This window comes from Bradyrhizobium sp. Y36 (assembly GCF_002531575.1).
GTDB lineage: Bacteria > Pseudomonadota > Alphaproteobacteria > Rhizobiales > Xanthobacteraceae > Bradyrhizobium.
Window position 1 is genome coordinate 31,339 of record NZ_NWTI01000011.1, and the last position, 22,732, is coordinate 54,070.

Here is a 22,732-nt window from a genome sequence, read left to right on the forward strand (position 1 = left end):
CCGCGACCTACCGCTTCGCGTCCGCCTGCTCCGTGCCGGTACACGAGATCAGCATCGTGTAGGCGCGCGCGTTGGCCGCGATGTCGGTGGTCTTCAGCTCTCCCTTGGGCTCTGCGGTCTGGTAGGGCACAACGGAATTGTCGAGGAAGTCGCGCAGCGCGCCGGTCTTGATGGCAAAGTTGATGTTCTCGGGGATATTGCCGGTTGCGACCGCAATCCTGAGATTGTCGAGCTTTCCCGTGACCACGCCGACGATCTGCCCGGTGGTGTCGAACAGCGGGCCTCCGCTGTTGCCGGGCTGCACGGGCGCACTGATCTGCAAGAAACGCGAATCGTTGCGCATGCCGCTGAGCGAGCTCACGATACCGGTGGTCACGGTGAAGTCCGAGCTCAGCAGCCCGCGGTAGGGAAAGCCGATCGCGACCACGGAATCGCCGGAGCGGATTGAGCGATCGCGGATCCGGGCGACCTCCTTGAACGTCGCCGTCGACGGCGCCTGCAAGAGGGCGAGATCGTTGGTTGCATCGCTCGATACGACGCGCAACGCCATTGCCGCCTCGCCGGTCAGATTGCCCTTGAGGTCGCTGCAACCCTCGATCACATGGTTGTTGGTGACGATGTGTCCGTTGGCGCTGACAACGAAGCCGGTGCCGCTCTTGGACTTGACGGGCTTGCCGGCGGGCGGTGAGGCCTGCTTCTCCGCCGTGGCGGCCGGCCTGGCCGCACCCTTGGCGAAGTCGCCGGCCTTTTCGAGCCCGTCGGCTTTCACCTTCGTCACGCAATTGGCCAACGCCGCGATGACCGGCCCGGTCGAGGTCAGGTCGAAATTCAGGACGGCGCGGCCGGCCGTTGCGACCATCAGGCTCGCCTTCTGGAACGTGCGCACGACATTGAGTGGCATGATAGCGGTGAGCATGTTGGACTGATACGCCGTGGCGTACAGCCTGGCTTGCTCCTGCCCGTCAAAGGTCAGGTCGATTGCGGCGTTCTCGCCCTTGTTGAAGCGGTAGCCGGGACTCGCAAACGCGAGCGACCAGGTGCCGGCGGCATTTTGGCTTACGACGAGGATGACGCCGTTCGCGTAGGGCGTCGTCGCGGCGCAATGGGAGAAGGCCCCCGTCTGGTCGTTGCTGAACGCGCCGCCGATCCAGTTGCCGACATTGACGCTGCCGAACGGTCCCGCCGCATGCGCAGCTCCCGCGACGCCAACCTGCAATAAAGACGCGATGACTAAAGATCTGAGCCACATACCAGCCCCCCGGACGCTTTTGGGCGCATCTTATCTGCGGGACCACGGCTAGTGCAACCGGCAGTTGTTTGCTGCGGCGTAAATCCTCTCGCTGCCAATTCGCGCTTGCGTTTACTTTGCATCGCTATATACTTTGCGATACAAAGTATCGGGACGAGCAATCCCGGAAATGCGCTCGGAGCGAGGTTCTGGCGTTGCGCGATCTCGACAAGGCACTGGCCGACATCGTGGCGATCCGCAGTCAGATCGCGGCCGGTACCGCGTTCCGCGGCTACGGCCCGGCGACGATGATCGCGACCGCCGCGGTCGCATTGCTCACCGCAATCCTGCAATTCTGGCTATTGGGCGATCCCACCGGCGAGCCGCTCGGCTTCTTTATCGGCTGGTTCATCGCCGCTGCGCTCTCCGTCCTGATGATCGGAATTGAGATGCGTGCGCGCTCGCACCGCCATCATTCGGGTCTGGCGGATGCCATGATCCATCAGGCGGTCGAGCAATTCCTGCCCGCCGGCGTTGCCGGCGTGTTGCTTGCGGTGGTGATGTGGAAGTTCGCGAGCGAGACGTTATGGCTGTTGCCGGGCCTGTGGCAGATCCTGGTGTCGATCGGCATTTTTGCATCCGTCCGCTCGCTGCCCCGCACCGTCGCGCTCGCCGGTGCCTGGTATTTCGTGTCCGGATTCGCCGTGGTCGTGCTTGCGAGCCAGACCCACACGCTGTCGCCATGGACCATGGGGCTACCCTTCGTGATCGGGCAATCGGTGATGGCGGCCATTCTGCATTTCGCGTCCGGAGACCATGATGTCGAAGACTGACAGCGCACCCTTCTCCTACGAAGGGCTCGACCGCGTGATCCACGAGAAGGCGAGGCTCGGGCTCCTGACCTCGCTGATGGCGCATCCCAAGGGATTGGCATTCGCCGATCTCAAGCAGCTCTGCGGTCTCACCGACGGCAATCTCAGCCGGCATCTTGCCGTGCTCCAGGAGGCCGGCCTCGTCGACGTGACCAAGGGCTACGAGGGCAATCGCCCGCACACCACGTGCCGTCTCACCAAGACCGGCCGCCGCCGTTTCCTCGACTATCTCGCCGTGCTCGAGCGCCTGGTGCGCGACGCCGCCAAGGCCGCCGGCCGCGAGGCGCCGCCGCTCGGCCGCCTCGGCATCCTCTCGACCTGATCTTCCCCTTTTTTTGACCGGAGACTTTGCAATGCAAAGTGATGCATCCCGCAACGAAAAGCTTCATGTCGGCATCATCATGGACGGCAACGGGCGATGGGCGACGCGGCGCGGCCTGTCGCGCGTGCGTGGCCACGAGGCCGGCGTCGAAACCATTCGCCGCATCGTCGAGGCCGCGCCAAAACAGGGCATCGGCACGCTGACGCTCTACGCCTTCTCCACCGACAATTGGCGAAGGCCGAAGACCGAGGTCGCGGCGCTGATGACCCTGCTTCGCTTTTACCTCGCGAATGAAGTCCAGAGCCTGGTCAAGAACGGTGTGCGCCTCACCGTGATCGGCCGCCGCGACCGCCTGCCTGAAGGCATCGCCACGGCGATCTCGCGCGCCGAGGAGGCGACCGCCGATGGTGCCACGCTGCACCTGCGGATCGCGGTCGACTATTCCGCGCGCGACGCCATCCTCAATGCTGCGGCGAAGGCGGCGGCGTTGACCAGCATCACCCGCGAAGCCTTCTCGCAGCTCGTCACCGGCGAAGCCGGCCTGCGCGACGTCGACCTCATCATCCGCACCTCGGGCGAGAAGCGGCTGTCGGACTTCCTGCTCTGGGAGGGCGCCTATGCCGAGCTGCACTTCACCGAGCGGATGTGGCCCGAGTTCGACGCGAGCGATCTCGCCGCGGCGCTGGCCTCCTTCCATGGCCGCGAGCGCCGCTTCGGCGGCCTTCAGGCGATCATGCCCGAGGAGGTGCCGTCGCTCTCGCGTGTGTGACGCGCGGCACACGAAAACGCCTTGTTCGTTTTCATCCGCATGATTGGCAGACGCGTCCAAGCGGATGGAGCGCTGCCTCGGCTAGGTCTGCAAGTCCCAGCAACCTGCCGAAAGCATCACGCATGTCACAGCTGTTTCCGGGAGCGGTCGTCGAGCCGGTCGAACTGGCCGACGCGAAGGGCATGGTCTGCATCAGGACCGCCGGCGCATCCGACGTGGAGAATCTGTCGGTCTATTTCACCGCCCTTTCCACGACGTCACGCAACAAGCGGTTCAGCGGCGCGCGATCTGATCCCGGCGTGATTGCGGCCGAATGCATCGCCAGGAGCATCGACCTCGACAACTTCACCTTGCTCGCCGAACTCAGGGAGGACGGGCAGGGCAGGATCATCGGCGAAGCGCTCTATGCCTACGACGCGAGGGCCCGGCATGGCGAATTCGCCATCTCGATTGCCGATGCCTTCCAGCGCAAGGGCCTTGGTCTTCAGATGATGACGGCGATGGAAACGCGTGCGCTCGATCTCGGGCACGAGATGATTGCCGCCGAGACGGCGCGCACCAATGCCGAAATGCGCGGCCTCGCCAAGAAGGCGGGCTTCAACGACACCGGGCTCGGAGACTGGCAATCGGTCCACCTCGCCAAGCGCCTGTCGCGCTAGTTAGCCCGCGCTGGCGGGCGCAGATGGCCCCCGGCTGGGCCGGGCGGTCACGCCAGCACCAGGGCTGGACTGGATCGACGAATTCTGATGTCGTGGCGGGCGCTCAACCGCTTGTGTCCGCATGCCCTCCTTCAAGACCATTCGTGCCCGTGCCGAGAAGCGCAAGGGCGGGGCCAAGGCCCTGGAAAAGCTGATGCCGGCAAAGCCAGATCTGAAACGGCTTGCGAAGCTCGGCGACGACCGCGTCCTCGCGGAGATGACGAAGCGGGTGTTCTGCGCCGGCTTCGCCTGGAGCGTGATCGATTCGAAATGGGATGGCTTTGAAGAGGCTTTCCTGCATTTCCAGCCGGCGAAGCTCAGCTTCCAGCCCGAGGACTATTGGGAAGGCCTGTTGCGCGATGTGCGTATCGTGCGCAACGGCGCCAAGATCATGTCGGTGCGGGACAATGCCGGCTTCGTGCAGGAGATCGCGAAGGAGCACGGCAGCTTCGGCAAGTTTCTGGCGAAATGGCCCTCGTCCAACGAGATCGGCCTGCTCGATCTCCTGACCAAGCGCGGCAGCCGGCTTGGTGGCAACACCGGGCAGATGCTGCTGCGATTCCTCGGGTGGGACGGTTTCGTGACGTCCGGGGACGTGGTGGTTTGCCTGCGCGATGCCGGTCTCGACATTGCCGAGGAGGTCAAGTCGAAGGGTGATCTTGCCAAGGTGCAGGCGCAGTTCAACGCCTGGGCCGAGGAGACCGGTTTGCCCTATACCTATCTGTCACGGATCTGCGCGCTGTCGGTCGGCGAGAACCGCAGCGAATAACACATACGACAACCAGGGGAAGAACATGGCCAAAGCCTATTGGGTTGCGACTTATCGCGCGATCAAGAACCCCGATGCGATGGCGGCCTATGCCAAGGTGTCGCGCCAGGCCATCGAAGCGGCGGGTGGCCGCGTCGTCGCGCGCGGCATGCCCGCGGCCGTCTTCGAGCTCGGCCAGATGGAGCGCGTCGTTCTCATCGAGTTCGACAGCGTCGCGAGCGCCAAGGCGGCATATGAGAGCCCGGCCTACAAGGCCGCGCACGACCTGCTCGGTGATGGCGCGGATCGCGATATCCGGATCGTCGAAGCTGTCGATTAGCGGACTCGGTCGGCGAATCGTGTGCATCTTGTGGCGATCTCTTGCCGCGCGCGCGGCGGATGGAACGCGCGATCACGAAAAACATTTCACCGGAACATTCGTACGCAGCACCCGTTCGGGAGTCTGAGCCAGGCGACATCGGCGCAGGGAGCGCCTGCTTTGGCTCAACTCACTGAAACCGACGTGACAGAACGGAGCAGCTCATGAAGCTCACATCCGACCAGGTGAAGCAGACCGTCAATCAACTCGGCGCTCAGGTGCTGCCCGATGAGCATCCCGCCATGCCCCAGCTCAACAGCATGTTCGGCGAACACACGTTCTTCGTCGACGAGATGGGCCTCAAGGTGCTCGAGCCCACGGCCTCGCTGGCGGCCGATCGTCAGAGCGGCGAAGTCGTCAGCCTCGCCGATTGGGGCGATTCCGAGCTGACGCGCCTGATGGCGCACGAGCCCGAGCCGACCGGCGTCATCGTGGTGTTCGAGCACATGAGGCATTGAACGGCCGGGCTGAACGATTCCTGGCGGTGGCGGGTTGGAAAATTCCGCCGCCGTCTATCACGGGTTCGGAGCCGGGTTGCCGAAGGGGATGCCGCCGTTCGCGGAGGGCATCTCCAATCCGGCTCAAATGCCCAGCGTCAGCTGCGGCTCCGCATCGTCCCCGGCCTGAAGGGCGGACAGCGAGACCCCGAGCAGCCTGACGCGCTTGGGCAGCGGCATCTCGACCTCGAGCAGGCCGCAGGCCAGCCGCCCCAGATCGTCGCGGGTCGCGACCGCCGCGGCGGCGGATCTGCTGCGCGTGATGATCTCGAAATCGGCGAACTTGATCTTCAGCGTGACGGTGCGGCCGCGATTGCCGGTGGCCTCGCAATGGCGCCAGACCTTGTCGACGAGAGGTCCGAGCTCGGCGGCCAGCGCGCCATATTCGGCAAGGTCGGTCGAGAAGGTGGTCTCAGCGCCGATCGACTTGCGGATCCGGTTGGCCCGGACCGGCCGTTCGTCGACGCCGCGCGAGATCCAATAGTAATAGGCGCCGGACTTGCCGAAATTCGCGTTCATGAACTCCAGCGTCTGATTGCGGATGTCGAGGCCGGTGAACAGGCCGAGCGCGTTCATCTTCGCGGCCGTGGCCGGGCCGATGCCGTGGAACTTGCCGACGGGCAGCGTTTCGACGAAGGCCGCGCCCATTCCGGGGGCGATCACGACCTGACCGTTCGGCTTGCGATGATCGGAGGCGAGCTTTGCCAGAAACTTGTTGTAGGAAACGCCCGCCGACGCGTTGAGACCGGTCTCGGCCTTGATCTTCTCGCGGATGCGCAGGGCAATGTCCCGCGCCAGCGGGATGCCTTGCAAATTCTCCGTGACGTCGAGATAGGCCTCGTCCAGCGACAACGGCTCGATGATCGCCGTGTGCTCGGCAAAGATGTCGCGGATCTGCCGGGAGATCGCCTTGTAGACCTCGAAGCGCGCCTTGACGAAGATCAGGCCGGGACATTGCCGCTTCGCCGTCACCGACGGCATGGCGGAGCGAACACCGAACTTGCGCGCTTCGTAGCTCGCGGCCGCGACGACGCCGCGCTCGGCCGAGCCTCCGACCGCAACCGGCTTTCCGCGCAGCTCCGGATTGTCGCGTTGCTCCACCGACGCATAGAAGGCATCCATGTCGATATGGATGATCTTGCGGAAAGGCGGGGCTTCGCCGATCACAGTGTCGGATTCGCTCATGGAAAGATGATACAATTGCGTAATGATATGCGCGAGGTGAGGGATGTTTCAGCTGTTGGGCTTCGTGGTGGGCGTGGTCGGTATCGGATGGTTGATCGGTGCGACCAATCTTCCTGGCGCGTGGTATGCCGGCCTCGCCAAGCCGGATTTCGTGCCGCCCAACTGGGCATTCCCGGTGGCCTGGACCATCCTTTACATCATGATCGCCATCGCGGGCTGGCGGACCTTTCGCCGCGAGCCGTCAGGCAAGGCCATGCTGGCCTGGGCTGCGCAACTCGCGCTGAACTTCGCCTGGTCGCCGGTCATGTTCACGATGCACCAGATCGGCGCCGCGCTCGTCGTCCTCGTCGGCATGTTCGTCGCGATCGCGAGCTACATCGGCATCGAGGCATCACGAGACAGGCTGGCCGCCGCATTGTTCGTGCCCTACGCAGCCTGGGTCGCGTTTGCCGGCGTGCTCAATGCGGCCATCTGGCGTTTGAATTGAGACATCCGGTCTCGACCAGTTCAAAGAGCAATCTCAGGCTTGTGAGTGGCAAGCATGGTCACGCGGCCTAATATGAGCTCGCGGAGGACAGCCCATGCAATACAGCTCCGAGCTCATTCAGACGATGCGTCAAGCGCTGGAGACGGTGATGGCGAGCGTACCGGCCCATCAATCGGTGTTCGGCCTGAAAGCAGCCGTAGCCGAATGCATCCTGAACGCCGCCGCGCACGGCCAGACGTCATATGACGGATTGGTTTCGTCGGCCTCCGACCAGATCCAGGCGATTGTCGCGATGCTGACGTGAGCTCGGCCTGCAAGGGCGACAAGATTAGCGCCGCGCCAAGCGATGATGAGAACTACGTCTACGCCATAGCCCTCCTTTAAGCTGCTTCGAATGCTCTAGAACCCGCTGAGCGGGTCACCGTTTGGATGCGCGGGCGCCAGCCTTTCGCCGTTCGTCGGCGCAAGCCTCGCGGATCATCCCGCGCAACCACCGATGGGCAGGATCGGCCTCGAGACGGGGATGCCAGGCGAGTGACACCGCGAGCGCGTCGGTCGTCACCGGCAGTTCGAAACTGCGAAGACCGGCGCGCGCCCGTTCCGTGAGACGGGCCGGGACGGCGGCCACATGGTCGGAGGTTCTGATGATTGCCAGTGCGTCGGCGAAATTCGCCACCGCGATCGACACGAAGCGCGTGAGGCCCTGCGCCGTCAGCGCCTCGTCGATCGGACCGGAGAAGCGTCCGCGGCGTGAGACCGAGACATGCGGGAAGGCGGCGAAGCTCTCGGGCGTGACGCCGTCCGTCAGCGGATGGCCGGGACGCACCACGCCGACGAAGCGATCATGGAACAGTGCCTGTAGTCGAATTTCCGGTCCCATGGCGCCGATGACGCCGATATCGGCATCGACACGGCCCTCCCGCAAGGCCTCGACATCTTCTTTGTCCTGATGGGCGAAACGCAGCCGAACCTGCGGCGCCTGTCGGGCAGCGAGCGACGCCAAGGCCGCCCCGAAGGTGCCGACGAAGCCGTCATTGGCACGAATGACAAAGCTCCGGTCCAGCCGGGCGAGATCGAGCTCGTCCTCGCCGCGGACCAGCGCCTCGGCCTCCATCACGAGGCCGTGCAAACGTTCACGCAGCGCTTCAGCCCGCGGCGTCGAAACCAGCCCGCGTCCGGCACGCACGAGAATCGGATCGCCGAAGAGATGCCGGATACGCGAGAGCTGACGGCTCATGGCCGGTGCGGACAGGTTCAGCCGCTGTGACGCCCCCACGACGCTGCCTTCCGAGAGCAGGGCATCTAGGGTTACCAGCAAATTCATGTCGAGTGGCGGGACAGGGCGCTTGGCTGCGGATTTGAGGGGCATGATGGCCGGCGCTCATTCGTGCTTCTGATGCAATCATATAATAGCGTCATTGCACTGTATGCAATATGGGGCCGGCACTATCGAAGGATGAACCCAACCCTCCCGGAAGGGACATCTTCGATTGGACCCCGATATGCCTCAAAATACACATCCCCTGGCGTCGCAGCCGCAGGAAGCGGCACGTGCGGCACCGCAACCGCATCCGCACGTGGTGTATCCCCACCACCGGCTCGTCCGTACGGGCATGGTGCTGACCGGCTTGTCGCTTGCAATCCTGCTCTCCCAGCTCGGCACCAACATCATCAATGTCGCTCTGCCGACCCTGGTGAAGGATCTCGGCGTCGAGTTCAGCGCGGTGCAATGGGTCGTGGTGAGCTATCTGCTCGTCGTCACCGCGCTCATCGTCGGCGTCGGCCGCTTCGGCGACCAACTCGGCAAGAAGCGGCTCTATCTCTGGGGCCTCGCCATCTTCATGGCGACCTCCATCGTCTGCGCGCTGTCATCCAATCTCGCACTCCTCATCGCCGGCCGCGCCGGGCAAGGGTTGGGCGGCGCGATCCTGATGGCGCTGTCCTTCGCCTTTGTCGGCGAGGTCTTCCCCAAGGAGCGCGCCGGTTTCGCCATGGGCGTGCTCTCCACCATGGTGTCCTTCGGCATCGCGCTCGGGCCGTCGCTCGGCTCGTTGGCGCTCGCCGCCTTCGGTTGGCAGGCGGTGTTCTGGGTGAACCTGCCCTTCGGCCTGCTGGCCTTCCTGCTGATCAGCCGGTACCTGCCGAATGCCGTCGATGCGCCGAAGCATCCTGCTCCCTCCGCAGGGTTCGACTGGCTCGGGACGATCCTGCTCGCTCTGACGCTCGGCGCCTATTCGCTCGCCATGACGTTCTCCGGCAAGCAAGGATTCGGCTCGCAGCTGGTGCTGCAGCTCGGTCTCGGCGCTCTCGTCGGCCTCGTGCTGTTCCTCGCGGTGCAGGTCAAGGCGCGTTCACCGCTCCTGAAGCTCTCCATGTTCCGCAATGCGCTTCTCTCGTTGAGCATGGTGATGAGCGTGCTGGTCTATGCAGTGATGATGGCGACGCTGGTGCTTGGGCCGTTCTTCCTCTCGAAGGCGCTCGGTCTCGACACCCGCATGGTTGGCCTCGTCATGACCGTCGGGCCGCTTGCCGCAGCGATCATGGGCGTGCCGGCAGGAATGATCGCGGACCGGATCGGCGCCAAACTCGCCATGGTCATCGGGTTGGCAATCTTTGCGGTCGGCGCCTTGGCGATGTCCTGGGTGTCGCTGAGCGGCGGGGTCGCCACCTATATCTTCGCGATCCTGTTCATCAGCGTCGGCCTTGCCTTCTTCCAGACCCCGAACAATACCGCCGTCATGGCCGACGCCCGGCCCGAACAGCGCGGACTCGTCTCCGGCCTGCTGGCGCTCGCCCGCAATCTCGGCCTGATCACCGGCGCTTCGCTGATGGGCGCGCTCTTTGCCCATGTCGTCGGCGGCGACACCGCGGCCGCCACACCCGAGATGGTGACGGACGGCATGCGCTTCGCCTTCCGCATCGCGGCGGCTATGGCGGCGGCCGCCTTCCTCATCTCCCTCACCACACTTGTCCGGCGTCGGCATCGCGCCTGATCCGGCAGCCAGGGAACACGCACATGCAAAATCATCTTTCACCGACATCGGGCGCCGAGCGCCAGATCCCGCCCGAACGCCGCCTGCGCGTGGCCGAGGTGCGCAAGACAACGCCCATCACGCCACACATGCGGCGCGTCACCCTCGCGTCGACGGCATTGATGAATTTCCCCGTCCGCCGCCCGGCGCAGTGGGTCAAGCTCTTCGTCCCAACAACTGAGAACGAGAAGCCGAGCGGGCGCGCCTATACCATCCGCCACTTCCGCGAAAGCCCGTGCGAGATGGATATCGACTTCGTTCTTCACGGTGACGGGCCGTGCTCGACCTGGGCTCAGTCCGCCAAGCCTGGGGATGTCGTCCAGATAGCCGGTCCGCGGTCCGGCTTCCGGATTGACCCACGGGTCACGCATCTGCTGATCGGTGGCGACGAGACTGCACTGCCCGCCATCGGTGCGATCCTCGAAGCTCTGCCGGCCGGGCTTGCCGTCGAGGCATTCGTCGAAATCCCCGAGGACGCCGACGCCCAGATCATCCACTCGAAAGCCGATGTCGAGGTGGCCTGGCTTCCCCGAAACGGCCGTGACGCGGGGACCGCGACCGATCTTTCCGCAGCGATGATGATGGCGGACCTGCCGGACGAGAACAGCGAGGTATGGTTCGCGGCCGAAGCCTCGGTCGTCCGAACCGTCCGCCGCCACTTCCAACTCGACCGCACCATGCCGCGCAACCGCCTCACGATGTCCGGCTATTGGAAGAAGGGTGAGACGGATTTCCGCGACAGCGACGGAGACCAATGACCGTTCATGGGCGGCGAAGAGGCACTGTCGCCCGGCCGATCGTCGTCGATGTCGCGATGAGGCTATGGCGAGCCATGGTGTGAAATGGCCGGCATTGGGAAATGGCCGGCATTTGGCGCACCCGACACGATTCGAACGTGTGACCTTTGCCTTCGGAGGGCAACGCTCTATCCAGCTGAGCTACGGGTGCAGTGCTCGCTCGTTTAGCCGATTGGGGCGGGGCGGGCAACCGGTTCTCGGCACATTGCGTTCTAAGCCGTTTTGCGTCGGGAAGGGGCCGGAACCGCCGCCGCCTCCCGGCCGAGGCTTGCGAACTCGGCGAGCACCCTTTCGGCGCAGATGACGCGGTTGCGGCCGAGGCGTTTGGCCACATAGAGCGCCTCGTCGGCCGCGCCCAGCAGCCGGTCGGGGCCGCCGTCGACCGCACCGGGAATGTGGCTGGCGACGCCGACGCTGAGGGTGACGTGGTCGCCGGCGCCCGCGGCGCCATGGGCGATCCGCAAGGCCAAGACGGCGCCGCGGATCTCCTCGGCGACGACGCAGGCGCTGTCGCAATCCAGATCGGGCAGGATCAGCGCGAACTCCTCGCCGCCGTAGCGGCTGGCGAGATCGAGCGGGCGCACGGCGTGCCGGCTGACGACGGAGGCGACCGCGCGCAGGCATTCGTCGCCGATCTGGTGGCCGTGGTGGTCGTTGAACAGCTTGAAATGGTCGACGTCGACGAACAGCAGCGCCAGCGGCTTCTGCGTGCGATGGGCGCGGGCCCACTCGCTCATCAGCATCTGGTCGAACGATCGGCGGTTCGACAGGCCGGTCAGACCGTCCTTGGTGGCGAGCTCCTTGAGCGCCATCTCGGCGCGCTTCTGGTCGGTGAGGTCGCGCAGCGTCTCCACCACCGCGATCAGATGTCCGGCCTCATCATGGATGGGGCCGGCGTCGATGGCGAGATAGAGCTGGTTGCCGAGCTTGGGCATCGTGCACCAGTTCTCCGCGGAAAAGCCGAGCCCGTTATGACCCCGCGCGGCATATTCCGAATAGAATTCCGGCAGCTGCTCGGGACGATCGAGCGCGACGAGGTCGGCAAGGCAGGGGCGCCTGGTCTCATAGAAGCCCTGCCAGTGCCTGTTGGTGCCGATCACCTCGGAGGCGGCAAGGCCGGTCAGCCGCTCGCAGGCCCTGTTCCAGATCACGACGCGCCGCTTGGGGTCGATCACGAAGGTCGGCACCACCAGATGCTGCATCAGCCGCACGGCATAGGAGTCCGCGACGTCGACGGACTTGGTCGATCTCTGGCCTGGGGTCTTGGTCGAGGTCTTGGTCAAGGTCTTGGTCAAGGTCTTGGCCGAGGTCTTTCCTGACGGCTTCACCGGCTTTGCCATCACGCCACCGCCGCCACCGGCAAGATTCCGGGCAAGCCGTCGCCAGCGCCGAACAGCTTTCGCACCTCAATGGCGGGCTTCGGCGCGCTGAACAGATAGCCCTGCATCTGCGTGCAGCCGAGTGCGCGCAGCATCTCGCGCTGCGCTTCGGTTTCGACGCCCTCGGCGACCGTGGTCATGCTGCTGGCGGCCGCGATGTTGACCACCGCCTGCACGATCACGGGCGCGCCGCTGCTCTCGGCGATGTCGGCGACGAAGCAGCGGTCGATCTTGATCTTGTCGAACGGGAATCGCTTGAGATAGCTGAGCGAGGAATAGCCGGTGCCGAAATCGTCGAGCGCGATACGCACGCCGATCGAGCGGAGCTGGTGCAGGATCGAGAGTGCGGCCTCGTCGTCGCGGATCAGCACGGCCTCGGTGATCTCGAGCTCGAGCCGGCGCGGATCCAGTCCGGAGGCGGCGAGCGCCCCCGCGATCCGCAGCGCCAGCGTGTCGCATTTGAGCTGTACCGGCGAGACGTTGACCGCGACGCGGATATGCGTCGGCCAGGTTGCGGCCTCGTTGCAGGCCATGCGCAGCACCCAGTCGCCAAGCTCGGTGATCAGGCCGGTGTCCTCGGCGACCGGAATGAACTCCGCGGGCGAGACCATGCCGCGCTCGGGGTGGCGCCAGCGCAGCAGTGCCTCGCAACCGGTGACGACGTTGGTGTGCAGGTCGACCAGCGGCTGATAGTGGATCTCGAAGCCGCCATTCACCAGCGCCTGCCGCAGATCCTGCTCCATGCTCAGGCGCGCCCGCGCGCTCGCATCCATCTCCGGCTCGAAGAAGCGGTGGGTGCGGCGCCCTTCGGCCTTGGCGCCGTACATCGCGAGGTCGGCGTTCTTGACGAGCTGGTCGAGATCGGTGCCGTCCTGCGGCGCCAGCGCGATGCCGATGCTCGCATCGGTGGAGAGCTGATGACCGAGACAATGATAGGGCTGTCGGATCGCCTGGTAGATCCGGGTCACGAACGACAGCACCTCGGCAGAGGACTGGATGCCGGTCTGGATCACCGCGAATTCGTCGCCGCCCAGGCGCGCGATCAGGTCGCCCTCCTTGAGGCAGCCGCGCAGGCGGCTTGCGATCGCCTTCAAGAGCTCGTCGCCGACGTGATGACCGAGCGAATCGTTGATGCCCTTGAATTCGTCGACGTCGATGTAGAGCAGCGCAAACTGATCCCCGCCGGCGACCTTCGCCAGCTCGCGCTCGATCTGCTCGCGGAACAGCGTGCGGTTCGGCAGGTCGGTGAGCGCATCGTAATGCGCCATATGCGCGATCTTGTCGTCGGCCCGGCGTCGTTCGGTGACGTCGTCGATGACGTGAATGAGATAGCGCGGCTCGCCGGCGTCGTCGCGGATGCCGATCCGCGTCGACGTGATGTAGCGCAGCCCCATGCCCGGCATCTGCCAGGCGTGCTCGTCCTTGAACAGTCCCTTGGCCGATTGCAGCGCGCTGCTGTCGTCCGCGGTGATGTGGGCAGCGTGCGCCTCGGGGAAAATGTCGAAAGCGGTCTTGCCCATGACCTCCTGGCGCGACCGGCCGAACAGCTGTTCGGCGACGCCGTTCAGCAGGAGGTATTGCCGCGTGCGGGCATCTTTCACCGTGATCTGCGACGGGATATGGTCGATGATCTCACGCAGGAAGGTGTGGTTGCGGTCGCGCTCCTGCTCGAGACTGCGCCGCTCCGTGATGTCCTCGATCGTGGCGACCCAGCCGCCTTGTGCGAGCGGCGTGTTGATGACCTGGAAGGCGCGGCCGTTGGCGAGCTGATGCGTGCGCGTGGAGACCGTGCCTTCGGCCACGACCCTCATGACGTCGGCGCAAAACGCCTCGACGTCGCCGTCGAACGCATCGCGCTCCTTGCGATGGTACATCGCCTCGCGGATGTGGCAGCCGGGCTTGATGACGTCGTGGGAGAGGCCGAACATGTCGGCGTAGCGGCGGTTGCAGGTGACGATGGTGCCGTTCGCATCGTAGAGGATCAGTCCCTGCGACATGTTGTTCAGGGCGGTGTCGAGCCGCAGCCGCTCCGCCTCCAGCCGTTGCTGCGCCTCATGGTTCTGCCGGCCGATCTGGCGGATGATCAGGTAGAGGATCAGCGCGATGACGGCTGCCGAAAGCGCGGCGGTCGTCACCATGAAGCCGGTCTGCTGGCGCCAGTCGGCCAGCGCCGCGGCCGTGGTGTTGGTGGCGACGATGACGAGCGGGAAGTGCGTCAGCGACGCGGCCGAGCCGAGCCGTTCTTCGCCGTCGATCGGGCTCCTGACGCGAAGCGCCTGCTGGCCGCCCTCGGTCAGCACCTTCTGCATCAGCGGCGCATCCTTGAAGCTCCGGCCGATCAGCTCTTCGCGGTGCGGATAGCGGGCCAGCATCTTGCCCTCGCGATCAAACAGCGAGATCGCCGTGCCCTCGGCGAGCGCGACGGAGGCGAAGTAGTGTTGATAGCTGTCCGGATCGATCCGGCGGACCATCGCGCCGAGGAAGGTGCCGTCCGCGCCGTTCAGGCGGCGCGCGACGATCGTGGTCCATTTGTTGATGATGAAGCTGCGGACGGATTCCAGCAGCACCGGCTCGGACCGCGGATCGGTCTTGAATGTCTGAAAGTAGGCTCGGGACGAAACGTTGATCTTGGGCAGCGGCTGGGCCCGCGACCAGTTGATCAACTCACCGTCGGCATCGTAGAGCGCGATATCGCCGAGATAGGACACGGAGCTGATCTTGCTGCGCAGCATCTGGTTCGCCGCAGATCCGGACATCCGCTCGCGGAACATTGCCGGCGAGGTGATCTCCGTCAGGCTCATCTGTCCGATCAGGTCGGCGGCGACAGCGTCGGAATCCTCGAATTGCTGATCGAAGTGCCGCGCGATCAGCTGCACGGTGTTCTCCAGCTCACGTTCGCGATTGGCCAGCGTGCGTTCGCGAAACTCGCCGACGGCCATGGCGGTCACGCCGAAGATGCCGGCGACCAGAAACACGCCACACAGGGTCAACCACAGGACGGGGCCACGCCGCGTCAAAGCCTCCCAGCCGTTCCTTGCGGCTCGAGACAATCCGGTTGCCACCGTGGAAAAAACCTGGCGCATTCCCCCTCCCTGGAGGAACACGAATACACCGCACAAATGGCCTAAACCTTAGGAAAGCCAGTTACCTAAGCATTAATCGGGTTGCGTGGCTGCGCCCCTATTCAGCGGGGCGGGAATCACGTCGCGGTTGCAGGGCGTGCACCGTCAACGCTGCGTTGCATCATGAATCGTGTGTTAATGCGAGCCGCCGCCCTTGTCGCCGGCCGGATTCCGCAGCCGCCCCACCACGCCCGTCGGAAAGAAATAGACACTGGCGATGAACAGCAGGCCAAGCCAAAGCAGCCAGCGGTCTGGGTGCAGCAATCCCGGCAGCAATGGCAGGCCGGCTTCCGAGGCAGCCTTGGACGCGACGCCCATCAACGACTGCAAATAGTTCTGGGCGAGGATGAAGATGCTGGCGCCGATGATCGCGCCATAGATCGTGCCCATGCCACCGATCACGACCATCAGCAGGATGTCCAGCATGATCGAGAAGCTGAGCGAGGTATCGGGGCCGGCATAGCGCAGCCACAGCGCGTTCAAAATGCCGGCGCCGGCGGCCACCAGCGCGGCGAGGCAGTTGGCGTAGGTGAGATGAAACACCGTGCGGAAGCCAAGCGCCTCGGCGCGAAAGCGGTTCTCGCGGATGGCCTGCAGCACGCGCCCGAACGGCGAGTTCACGACGCGGAGCAAGGCGAGGATCATCAAGGCCGAGACGGCGAACACCAGATAGAAGGTCAGGATGCGGCCGTTGATCTCGAAGCCGAAGAGGCTCTTCGAGATCAGCACCGTGCCGGGGCGAAGCAGCTCCGGCAGCTGAAAGCTTCGTCCGTCCTCGCCGCCGGTCAGCCAGGACAATTGCGAGGCCAGGACCTGGAAGGCGGAGGCGACCGCGAGCGTGATCATGGCGAAGAAGATCGCCGCAACGCGCAGCGAGAACAGGCCGATGGCAAGCGCGAGCAGGGCTGCGAGCGGCAGGCCGACAACGATGCCGGTGGCGACCGCAGCCCAGTTCGGGCCCATGCCGTACAGCGCGATTGCGATCGCGTAACTGCCGATGCCGTAGAACATGGTATGGGCGAACGACACCGAGCCGGTATAGCCGAGCAGCAGATCGTAGGAGGCGACCAGTGCGGCGAAGACGCAGATCTTGGCCGCGACGTTCAGCGCCTTCGCTCCCGGAAACAGGAACGGCGTCGCCGCCAGCGCCAGGATGATGACGACGAGAACGAGCGTGAGGACGCGGCTACGCGGCGGATCGCCTGAGAGGATCATCATCGGCTGGTCACCGCATAGAGGCCGCGCGGCCGCCACATCAGAATGGCGACCATCAGCAGGATGTTGGACACGAGGGCGAGTTTCGGCACCAGGAAGCCGCCGTAGTTGGCGACCATGGCCACGAGGATCGCGCCGATGAAGCAGCCGCCGATCGACCCCAGACCACCAATGATGACGACGATGAAGATCAGCACGGTGAGGTCGTCGCTCATGGAGGCGTGGACCTGCTCGCGATAGAGCGCCCACATCACGCCGCCGAGGCCGGCCAGCGCCGATCCCGTCATGAAGACGCCGAGGAACAGGCGGCGGATGCGGTAGCCGAGCGCCTCGACCATCTCGCGGTTCTCGACGCCGGCGCGGATCAGGAGCCCGAGCTTGGTGCGATTCAGCACGAGCTGGATCGCGATGAAGACGGCAAGGCCGATCAGCATCGCCAGCACGCGGTACTTGGCGATCGCGACGTCACCGAGAATGAAGGAGCCGCGCAGCGAGGCCGGCAGCGGCATCGGGATGATCTGCGGCCCCCACAGCGCATACATCGTCTGCTCGGCGACGATCAGGCCGCCTGTCGTCATCAGGATCTGCTTCAGGTGCTGGCCGTAGACCGGCAGGATCAGCACGCGCTCGACGACGAGGCCGAGCGCGCCCGACACCGCCATCGACAGCAGCGCGGCCGGCGCCAGCACCGCAAGGTTCATCCAGAGCGAATCGGCCTGAATGGAGGCCGCGAACGGCGCCAGCACCAGGGTCGCGACATAGGCGCCGACGGCGATGAAGGCGCCGTGGCCGAAATTGAGCACGTCCATCAGGCCGAACACCAGCGTCAGGCCCGAGGCCATGATGAAGATCATCATGCCCATCGCAAGGCTCGCGGCGGTCAGCGTCAGCCAGGAGGAGGTCGAGCCGATCAGCGGGATCATCAGCAGCGCGAGCGCCACCGGCAGCAGGATCGGCGCGAGATCGCGCTTCGGCTTCGGCAGCGGATCGGTTGCGGCAAGGTCAGTCACTGGGGTGCCTCCAGGCTCAGGCCGAGCAGCCGCTCCTGCAGCGGCACGTCGGCGGCCAGCGCCGCCATCTCGCCGCGGTGGACGATGGTGCCGTTGTCCATCACCAGCACCTTGTCGCCGAGCTCGCGGGCGGCGAAGAAATTCTGTTCGACCAGAAGGATCGTCGCGCCCTTGCGCTTGATCTCCTTCAGGCACTCGATCAGCGCCATCACGATGGCCGGCGCCAGGCCCTTGGTCGGCTCGTCGATCAGGAGCAGCTTGCGCGGCTCGATGATGGCGCGCGCGATCGAGAGCATCTGTTTCTGTCCACCTGAAAGGCTGCCCGCGCGCGACAGCCAGAAGCGGCGCAGCGCCGGGAAGAAGCCGAAAATCCATTCCAGCTGCTTGTCGTCCATCGCAGCATCTCGCGCCGCCAGCACGAGGTTCTCCTTCACCGTGAGATCGGAGAACACCGCCATGCTCTCCGGCACATAGCCGACCCCGAGCCGGGCGATGTCGGGCGTCGCGCGGCTCTCGATACGCATCCCGGCGAGGCTGATCTCACCGCTTGAAGCCTGCCACAGGCCCATGACGGTGCGCAGCGTCGTGGTCTTGCCGGCGCCGTTGCGGCCGAGCAGCATCGTGACCTGTCCTTGGGGGACGGCGAGGTCGATGCCCTGGAGGATGTGGTAGCGGCCGATATGGGTGTGCACGCCGGAGAGTTTCAAGAGATCGGTCATGCGGCGCTCTCTGCAGCAGTCTTGGGAGCAACGCCGAGATAGGCCTCCTGCACGATCGGCGAGGCGATCACCTCGGCCGGGGGGCCGTCGGCGACGAGCTGGCCGTTATGCAGCACGATGATGCGGTCGGCGAGCGAGCGCACCACGTCCATCTTGTGCTCGACCAGCAGGATGATCTTGCTCTTGTCCTGCTTGAGCTGTGCGATCAGGTTGAGCACGACCGGCACCTCGTCGATGCTCATGCCCGCGGTCGGCTCGTCGAACATGAAGACCTTCGGCTCGAGCGCGATCATCAGGGCCACCTCGAGCTTGCGCTGGTCGCCATGCGACAGCGCGGTAGCCGCGACGCCGCGGCGGCTGCCGAGCGCGACCTGGTCGAGGATGGCATCGGCGCGCGCGATCAGGTCGCGGCGCACCATCCAGGGTCGCAGCATGTCGTAATGGGTGCCGTTCGCCGCCTGCACCGCAAGCCGGACGTTCTCCTCCACGCTGAGGTTTGGAAAGAGATTTGTCAGCTGGAACGCGCGTCCGAGGCCCGCGCGGGTCCGCATCGGCGCGGACTGCTGGGTGATGTCGGTGCCGTCGAACAGGATGCTGCCGCTGGATGCGCGCAGCTGGCCCGAGATCAAATTGAAATAGGTGGTCTTGCCGGCGCCGTTCGGCCCGACGATCGCGGTGAGCTCGCCCGGGCGGAACGTGCAGGTCACGCTGTTGACCGCCACATGGCCACCGAAGCGGATGGTGAGGTCGCGGGTTTCGAGGGAGAACGTCATTGAGAATCTACAAATGATGAAACCGAATATATCCGCAGGTCACGCTGCGCTCCCTCCCCCGCTTGCGGGGGAGGGGTGGAGGGTCCACTGGCGAGACCCCCAAAGAGGTGAAGCAAGACGGCTTACCGCTTGTTGCGAACGGGAACGTCCATGTCTTCGATCTTCAGCTCGCGCACCGGCTCGAGGATGGCCCAGGCGACATTCGGATCGACCTTGACCTTGAAGGCGTACATGCTCTGCAGCGCCTGATGGTCTTCTTTGCGGAACACCATCTTGCCCTTCGGCGTGTCGAACTCCAGGCCCTCCATCGCCGTGATCAGCTTCTCGGAGTCGGTCGACTTGGCCTTGGTGACGGCGGCGACGACGGACATCGCGGCAGCAAAGCCGCCCGCGGTGAAGAAGTCCGGCGGCGCATTGAAGCGCTTCTGGTGCTCGGCGACCAGCCAGTCGTTCACAGGGTTCTTCGGGATGTCGTAGTAGTAATAGGTCGCGCCTTCCATGCCCGGCAGGCCCTTATAGGCAGCCAGCGCCGGCAGGATGTTTCCGCCGGTGGACAGCTCGATGCCGTAGCGCTTCGGGTCCATGTCCTGGAGCTTCGCCAGCGGATTGCCGGCGCCGGCCCAGATCACCCAGATCACCTTGCGGCCCGGCTTGTCCTTCAGCGCATCGAACAGGCGCTGGCCGACCGCGGTGAAGTCGGTGGTGCTGGTCGGAGCATATTCTTCCGCGGCCAGCGTCGCGCCGGTCTTGGCGAGCGCCTCCTTGAAGGCGGCGACGCCGTCGCGGCCGAACGCATAATCCTGCGCCAGGGTTGCGACGGTGACGCCCTGCTTGCCGATCGCGACCGCGTTCGAGATCGCGTCCTGCGACGAGTTGCGCGCGGTGCGGAAGATGTAGCGATTCCACTTCTCGCCGGTAATCTGGTCCGCGACCGCGGGCTCGACGATCAGGATCTTTTTGTTCTCCTCGGCGACAGGGAGAATGGCGAGCGCGGCGGCCGACGAGGTCGTGCCGATGGCGATGTCGGCCTTGTCGTCCTGATAGGCCTCGGCGAGCGCGGCCTTGGCGAGATCCGGCTTGCCCTGATCGTCCTTGGTGATGATGACGATCTTGCGACCGTCGAGCGTCATCGTGCCCTTGGTGGCGTATTCAAAGCCCATTTTCAGGCCAGTCTCGGTCTGCTTGGCGTAGGCTTCGAGCGGGCCGGTCTTGCCGTAGATCAGCGCGATCTTGAGATCGTCGGCCTGCGCGGAGGCGCCCGCGCCGAGCGCGAGAATGGTTGTTGTTATGATGAGTGATCGACGCACGATGGTCCCTCCTGATTCAACGTTTCTCGACGACAGCGATTTGCACAAGCTCACGAACATTGCAATCGAACCTTCCGGCCGACCGCGTCGGCCTTTATAGCCTGCATCATTTTTGGGCCCGCCGCGCCTCGCCGGCTCCCTCGGCCTGACGCCGGTCCGACTGCGCCTCGTCGGCGCTTTCGAAAATATGCGGCGCGACGCCGCGCTTCTCCAGGGCTTCGCCGAGCTTGATGCGCAGGAAGCCCGACGTGGTGTAGCGCGACACGCCGGAGTAGAAGCGATCGACCAGGCTACGCACCATGGCCGAATAATCGTCCATCAGCTCCGGCAGGATGGAAAAATTGTCATAATTGACGATGGCGTAGACCCGGCGTCCGAGCGGCGCGAGCTTGGCCTCGACGATCGCTGCGATGGTGTCGATCTCGGCCTTGCTGTGCAGCGGATAGCGCTCGAGATTGACGAAGAACAGGTTCTGCTGCTCGTCCAGCGTGAAGCGCTGGTCGAGCGGGATGGTGAGCAGGCGCTCGCGCAGATCCATCAGGCCCTCGCGGAAGATGCGATCGTCCATAGCTGCGGGATCGTGCGGGATCAGCGGCTTGAAATCCATCAAGCGCAGAATGTCGCGCTCGATGTCGATGCCGGGTGCGATCTCGGTGAGCTCGAGCCCGTCGGGCCTGAGCTCGAACACGCATCGCTCGGTAACGTACAGCGCGCGCTGCCTGCGCGCGGCGGCGAACGGGCCGCTGAAGGTGACGTGCTCGACGTGATCCACGAACTTGCGCGACTTGGCCTCGTCGAGAATGACGAGCTTGCCGTCGTTCACTGCAATGCGTTGCTTGCCCGCGCCGAAGGTGCCGACGAAGATGACTTCCTTGGCGTTCTGGCTGATGTTGATGAAGCCGCCGGCGCCCGCGAGCTTCGGTCCGAACTTGCTGACATTGAGGTTGCCGGCGCGATCGACCTGGGCGAGCCCGAGAAAGGCCGAATCGAGGCCGCCGCCGTCGTAGAAGTCGAACTGATAGGGCTGGTCGATCACGGCCTGCGTGTTGATCGCCGCGCCGAAATCGATGCCGCTCGCGGGAATGCCGCCGATCACGCCGGGCTCCGCCGTCAGCGTGATGAGATCGATGATCCGCTCTTCATTGGCGACCGAGGCGATCCCCTCTGGCATGCCGATGCCGAGATTGACGACGCTGTTGGCCTTGAGCTCGAGCGCGGCGCGCCGTGCGATGATCTTGCGCTCGCTGATAGGCATGACCGGCAGGGAAGCTGCGCGGACGCGGATCTCGCTGGAGAAGGCGGGATTGTATGGCGTGCCAAAAGTCTGCCAGTGGTTCTCGGGCTTTGCCACCACGACGCAGTCGACGAGGATGCCGGGAATTTTCACCTGGCGCGGGTTGAGGCTGCCGGCTTCGGCCACGCGCTCGACCTGGGCGATGACGATGCCGCCGGAATTATGCGCTGCCATCGCGATGGCGAGCGCTTCCAGCGTCAGCGCCTCCTTCTCCATGGTGAGGTTGCCGTCGGGATCGCCCGTGGTGGCGCGGATGATTCCGACATTGATGGGAAAGGTCTTGTAGAGCAGGCACTCCTCGCCGCTGATCGTGATCAGCTCCACGAGGTCCTCGGTGGTGCGGGCGTTCAGCTTGCCGCCGCCGTGCCTGGGGTCGACGAAGGTGCCCATGCCGACGCGGGTGACATGGCCGGGCCGGTGCGCGGCGATGTCGCGGAACAGATGCGTGATGACGCCCTGCGGCAGGTTGTAGGCCTCGATCTGGCCCGCGATCGCGAGCTGCTGCAATTTCGGCGCAAGCCCCCAATGTCCCCCGATCACGCGCCGGACCAGGCCTTCATGCGCGAAATGGTTGAGGCCGCGATTCTTGCCGTCGCCCTGGCCCGCCGCGTAGACCAGCGTCAGGTTGCGCGGCTTTCCTTGCGTATAGGGCGCGTCGCCCTCATGGGAGAGGTAAAGCTCCTCCAGCGCGACCGCGATCTCCTCGGCAAAGCCGATGCCGACGAAGCCGCCGGTCGCCACGGTATCGCCGTCGCGGATCAGCATGACCGCCTCGGTCGCCGTGACGACCTTGCCTTTTTCGGAATTGCGCAAGTAGGGCAGAGCTGGATGATGGCTCACGGCGTTCCTCCCGATCCCCTGGACCGCATGCCGTTGTTGCTTGATCCTATCGCGAGGAG

General features: G+C 64.9%; 22 protein-coding genes and 1 tRNA gene. 11 read left to right on the forward strand and 12 right to left on the reverse strand.

Features of this window, described 5'->3' with window-relative positions; all coding sequences use genetic code 11:
- Window positions 1-7: 7 nt before the first annotated feature.
- Window positions 8-1,249 carry a S1C family serine protease gene (locus tag CO669_RS19160; protein WP_097661500.1) on the reverse strand — a complete coding sequence of 414 codons (1,242 nt, stop codon included), beginning with the start codon at window positions 1,247-1,249 and terminating at the stop codon, window positions 8-10.
- A gap of 194 nt (window positions 1,250-1,443) precedes the next feature.
- Here CO669_RS19160 and CO669_RS19165 point away from each other — a divergent pair, with 194 nt between their 5' ends.
- The 7 genes from CO669_RS19165 (at window position 1,444) to CO669_RS19195 (ending at window position 5,474) form a co-directional block, all read left to right on the forward strand.
- Window positions 1,444-2,061 carry a hypothetical protein gene (locus tag CO669_RS19165; protein ID WP_097661501.1) on the forward strand — a complete coding sequence of 206 codons (618 nt, stop codon included), beginning with the start codon at window positions 1,444-1,446 and terminating at the stop codon, window positions 2,059-2,061.
- Complete coding sequence (locus CO669_RS19170) at window positions 2,048-2,422, forward strand: transcriptional regulator (RefSeq protein WP_198964102.1); 375 nt, start codon at window positions 2,048-2,050, stop codon at window positions 2,420-2,422. Before CO669_RS19165 ends, CO669_RS19170 begins: the two co-directional genes overlap by 14 nt.
- A 31-nt stretch (window positions 2,423-2,453) precedes the next feature.
- On the forward strand, window positions 2,454-3,191 hold the full coding sequence (locus CO669_RS19175; protein WP_097661503.1) for a di-trans,poly-cis-decaprenylcistransferase: 738 nt from the start codon (window positions 2,454-2,456) through the stop codon (window positions 3,189-3,191).
- A gap of 122 nt (window positions 3,192-3,313) precedes the next feature.
- Window positions 3,314-3,850: a GNAT family N-acetyltransferase gene (locus CO669_RS19180; RefSeq protein ID WP_097661504.1), complete on the forward strand. Its 537-nt coding sequence runs from the start codon at window positions 3,314-3,316 to the stop codon at window positions 3,848-3,850.
- Between the two features lie 121 nt (window positions 3,851-3,971).
- Window positions 3,972-4,658 carry a DNA-3-methyladenine glycosylase I gene (locus CO669_RS19185; protein ID WP_097661505.1) on the forward strand — a complete coding sequence of 229 codons (687 nt, stop codon included), beginning with the start codon at window positions 3,972-3,974 and terminating at the stop codon, window positions 4,656-4,658.
- Window positions 4,659-4,683: 25 nt separating this feature from the next.
- The gene (locus tag CO669_RS19190) at window positions 4,684-4,977 is read left to right on the forward strand and encodes a DUF1330 domain-containing protein (protein WP_097661506.1); all 294 of its coding nucleotides are present in this window, start codon (window positions 4,684-4,686) and stop codon (window positions 4,975-4,977) included.
- A 203-nt stretch (window positions 4,978-5,180) separates the two neighbouring features.
- Complete coding sequence (locus CO669_RS19195; RefSeq protein WP_097661507.1) at window positions 5,181-5,474, forward strand: hypothetical protein; 294 nt, start codon at window positions 5,181-5,183, stop codon at window positions 5,472-5,474.
- Window positions 5,475-5,597: 123 nt separating this feature from the next.
- Here CO669_RS19195 and dinB read toward each other — a convergent pair whose 3' ends face one another.
- Complete coding sequence (dinB, locus tag CO669_RS19200; RefSeq protein ID WP_097661508.1) at window positions 5,598-6,698, reverse strand: DNA polymerase IV; 1,101 nt, start codon at window positions 6,696-6,698, stop codon at window positions 5,598-5,600.
- Window positions 6,699-6,741: 43 nt separating this feature from the next.
- Between dinB and CO669_RS19205 the strand changes: the two genes are divergently transcribed.
- Both CO669_RS19205 and CO669_RS19210 read left to right on the forward strand, forming a co-directional pair.
- Window positions 6,742-7,185, forward strand: coding sequence for a TspO/MBR family protein (locus tag CO669_RS19205; protein ID WP_097661509.1), 444 nt, complete (start codon window positions 6,742-6,744; stop codon window positions 7,183-7,185).
- Window positions 7,186-7,279: 94 nt separating this feature from the next.
- Window positions 7,280-7,489, forward strand: coding sequence for a hypothetical protein (locus CO669_RS19210; protein ID WP_097661510.1), 210 nt, complete (start codon window positions 7,280-7,282; stop codon window positions 7,487-7,489).
- 114 nt (window positions 7,490-7,603) lie between these two features.
- On the opposite strand, the gene CO669_RS19215 is transcribed toward CO669_RS19210, so the two are convergent.
- Window positions 7,604-8,554: a LysR family transcriptional regulator gene (locus CO669_RS19215; protein ID WP_097661511.1), complete on the reverse strand. Its 951-nt coding sequence runs from the start codon at window positions 8,552-8,554 to the stop codon at window positions 7,604-7,606.
- 133 nt (window positions 8,555-8,687) lie between these two features.
- On the opposite strand from CO669_RS19215, the gene CO669_RS19220 reads away from it, so the two are divergent.
- Window positions 8,688-10,178: an MFS transporter gene (locus CO669_RS19220; RefSeq protein WP_097661512.1), complete on the forward strand. Its 1,491-nt coding sequence runs from the start codon at window positions 8,688-8,690 to the stop codon at window positions 10,176-10,178.
- A gap of 23 nt (window positions 10,179-10,201) precedes the next feature.
- Entirely contained in the window at window positions 10,202-10,975 is a 774-nt protein-coding gene (locus CO669_RS19225; protein WP_097661513.1) for a siderophore-interacting protein, read from the forward strand.
- Between the two features lie 113 nt (window positions 10,976-11,088).
- Here CO669_RS19225 and CO669_RS19230 read toward each other — a convergent pair.
- From CO669_RS19230 to CO669_RS19270, 9 genes are all read right to left on the reverse strand, one after another.
- Window positions 11,089-11,165, reverse strand: a tRNA-Arg gene (locus tag CO669_RS19230).
- A 61-nt stretch (window positions 11,166-11,226) separates the two neighbouring features.
- The gene (locus CO669_RS19235; protein ID WP_245444391.1) at window positions 11,227-12,216 is read right to left on the reverse strand and encodes a sensor domain-containing diguanylate cyclase; all 990 of its coding nucleotides are present in this window, start codon (window positions 12,214-12,216) and stop codon (window positions 11,227-11,229) included.
- A 137-nt stretch (window positions 12,217-12,353) separates the two neighbouring features.
- Window positions 12,354-15,476 (reverse strand): EAL domain-containing protein, encoded by a 3,123-nt coding sequence (locus CO669_RS19240; protein WP_198964103.1) that lies wholly within the window; start codon window positions 15,474-15,476, stop codon window positions 12,354-12,356.
- 174 nt (window positions 15,477-15,650) lie between these two features.
- Window positions 15,651-16,733, reverse strand: coding sequence for a branched-chain amino acid ABC transporter permease (locus CO669_RS19245; protein ID WP_198964104.1), 1,083 nt, complete (start codon window positions 16,731-16,733; stop codon window positions 15,651-15,653).
- Entirely contained in the window at window positions 16,730-17,740 is a 1,011-nt protein-coding gene (locus CO669_RS19250) for a branched-chain amino acid ABC transporter permease (protein ID WP_097661516.1), read from the reverse strand. Before CO669_RS19250 ends, CO669_RS19245 begins: the two co-directional genes overlap by 4 nt.
- A complete protein-coding gene (locus tag CO669_RS19255) occupies window positions 17,737-18,459 on the reverse strand; it encodes an ABC transporter ATP-binding protein (RefSeq protein ID WP_097661517.1) in 723 nt (240 codons plus the stop codon). Before CO669_RS19255 ends, CO669_RS19250 begins: the two co-directional genes overlap by 4 nt.
- On the reverse strand, window positions 18,456-19,232 hold the full coding sequence (locus CO669_RS19260; protein WP_097661518.1) for an ABC transporter ATP-binding protein: 777 nt from the start codon (window positions 19,230-19,232) through the stop codon (window positions 18,456-18,458). Before CO669_RS19260 ends, CO669_RS19255 begins: the two co-directional genes overlap by 4 nt.
- Window positions 19,233-19,354: 122 nt before the next feature.
- Complete coding sequence (locus CO669_RS19265; protein WP_198964105.1) at window positions 19,355-20,539, reverse strand: substrate-binding domain-containing protein; 1,185 nt, start codon at window positions 20,537-20,539, stop codon at window positions 19,355-19,357.
- Between the two features lie 106 nt (window positions 20,540-20,645).
- On the reverse strand, window positions 20,646-22,673 hold the full coding sequence (locus CO669_RS19270; protein ID WP_097661520.1) for an acyl CoA:acetate/3-ketoacid CoA transferase: 2,028 nt from the start codon (window positions 22,671-22,673) through the stop codon (window positions 20,646-20,648).
- Window positions 22,674-22,732 lie beyond the last annotated feature (59 nt).

Excerpts from the sequence above, each read along its gene's own strand:
- CO669_RS19225 (WP_097661513.1), top strand. The coding sequence starts at position 10,202 with ATGCAAAATCATCTTTCACCGACATCGGGCGCCGAGCGCCAGATCCCG.
- dinB (WP_097661508.1), bottom strand. The coding sequence starts at position 6,698 with ATGAGCGAATCCGACACTGTGATCGGCGAAGCCCCGCCTTTCCGCAAG.
- CO669_RS19210 (WP_097661510.1), top strand. The coding sequence starts at position 7,280 with ATGCAATACAGCTCCGAGCTCATTCAGACGATGCGTCAAGCGCTGGAG.
- CO669_RS19245 (WP_198964104.1), bottom strand. The coding sequence starts at position 16,733 with ATGATGATCCTCTCAGGCGATCCGCCGCGTAGCCGCGTCCTCACGCTC.
- CO669_RS19240 (WP_198964103.1), bottom strand. The coding sequence starts at position 15,476 with ATGCGCCAGGTTTTTTCCACGGTGGCAACCGGATTGTCTCGAGCCGCA.
- CO669_RS19255 (WP_097661517.1), bottom strand. The coding sequence starts at position 18,459 with ATGACCGATCTCTTGAAACTCTCCGGCGTGCACACCCATATCGGCCGC.
- CO669_RS19215 (WP_097661511.1), bottom strand. The coding sequence starts at position 8,554 with ATGCCCCTCAAATCCGCAGCCAAGCGCCCTGTCCCGCCACTCGACATG.
- CO669_RS19190 (WP_097661506.1), top strand. The coding sequence starts at position 4,684 with ATGGCCAAAGCCTATTGGGTTGCGACTTATCGCGCGATCAAGAACCCC.
- CO669_RS19205 (WP_097661509.1), top strand. The coding sequence starts at position 6,742 with ATGTTTCAGCTGTTGGGCTTCGTGGTGGGCGTGGTCGGTATCGGATGG.
- CO669_RS19260 (WP_097661518.1), bottom strand. The coding sequence starts at position 19,232 with ATGACGTTCTCCCTCGAAACCCGCGACCTCACCATCCGCTTCGGTGGC.
- CO669_RS19195 (WP_097661507.1), top strand. The coding sequence starts at position 5,181 with ATGAAGCTCACATCCGACCAGGTGAAGCAGACCGTCAATCAACTCGGC.
- CO669_RS19185 (WP_097661505.1), top strand. The coding sequence starts at position 3,972 with ATGCCCTCCTTCAAGACCATTCGTGCCCGTGCCGAGAAGCGCAAGGGC.
- CO669_RS19160 (WP_097661500.1), bottom strand. The coding sequence starts at position 1,249 with ATGTGGCTCAGATCTTTAGTCATCGCGTCTTTATTGCAGGTTGGCGTC.
- CO669_RS19170 (WP_198964102.1), top strand. The coding sequence starts at position 2,048 with ATGTCGAAGACTGACAGCGCACCCTTCTCCTACGAAGGGCTCGACCGC.
- CO669_RS19175 (WP_097661503.1), top strand. The coding sequence starts at position 2,454 with ATGCAAAGTGATGCATCCCGCAACGAAAAGCTTCATGTCGGCATCATC.
- CO669_RS19180 (WP_097661504.1), top strand. The coding sequence starts at position 3,314 with ATGTCACAGCTGTTTCCGGGAGCGGTCGTCGAGCCGGTCGAACTGGCC.
- CO669_RS19220 (WP_097661512.1), top strand. The coding sequence starts at position 8,688 with ATGCCTCAAAATACACATCCCCTGGCGTCGCAGCCGCAGGAAGCGGCA.
- CO669_RS19235 (WP_245444391.1), bottom strand. The coding sequence starts at position 12,216 with ATGCAGCATCTGGTGGTGCCGACCTTCGTGATCGACCCCAAGCGGCGC.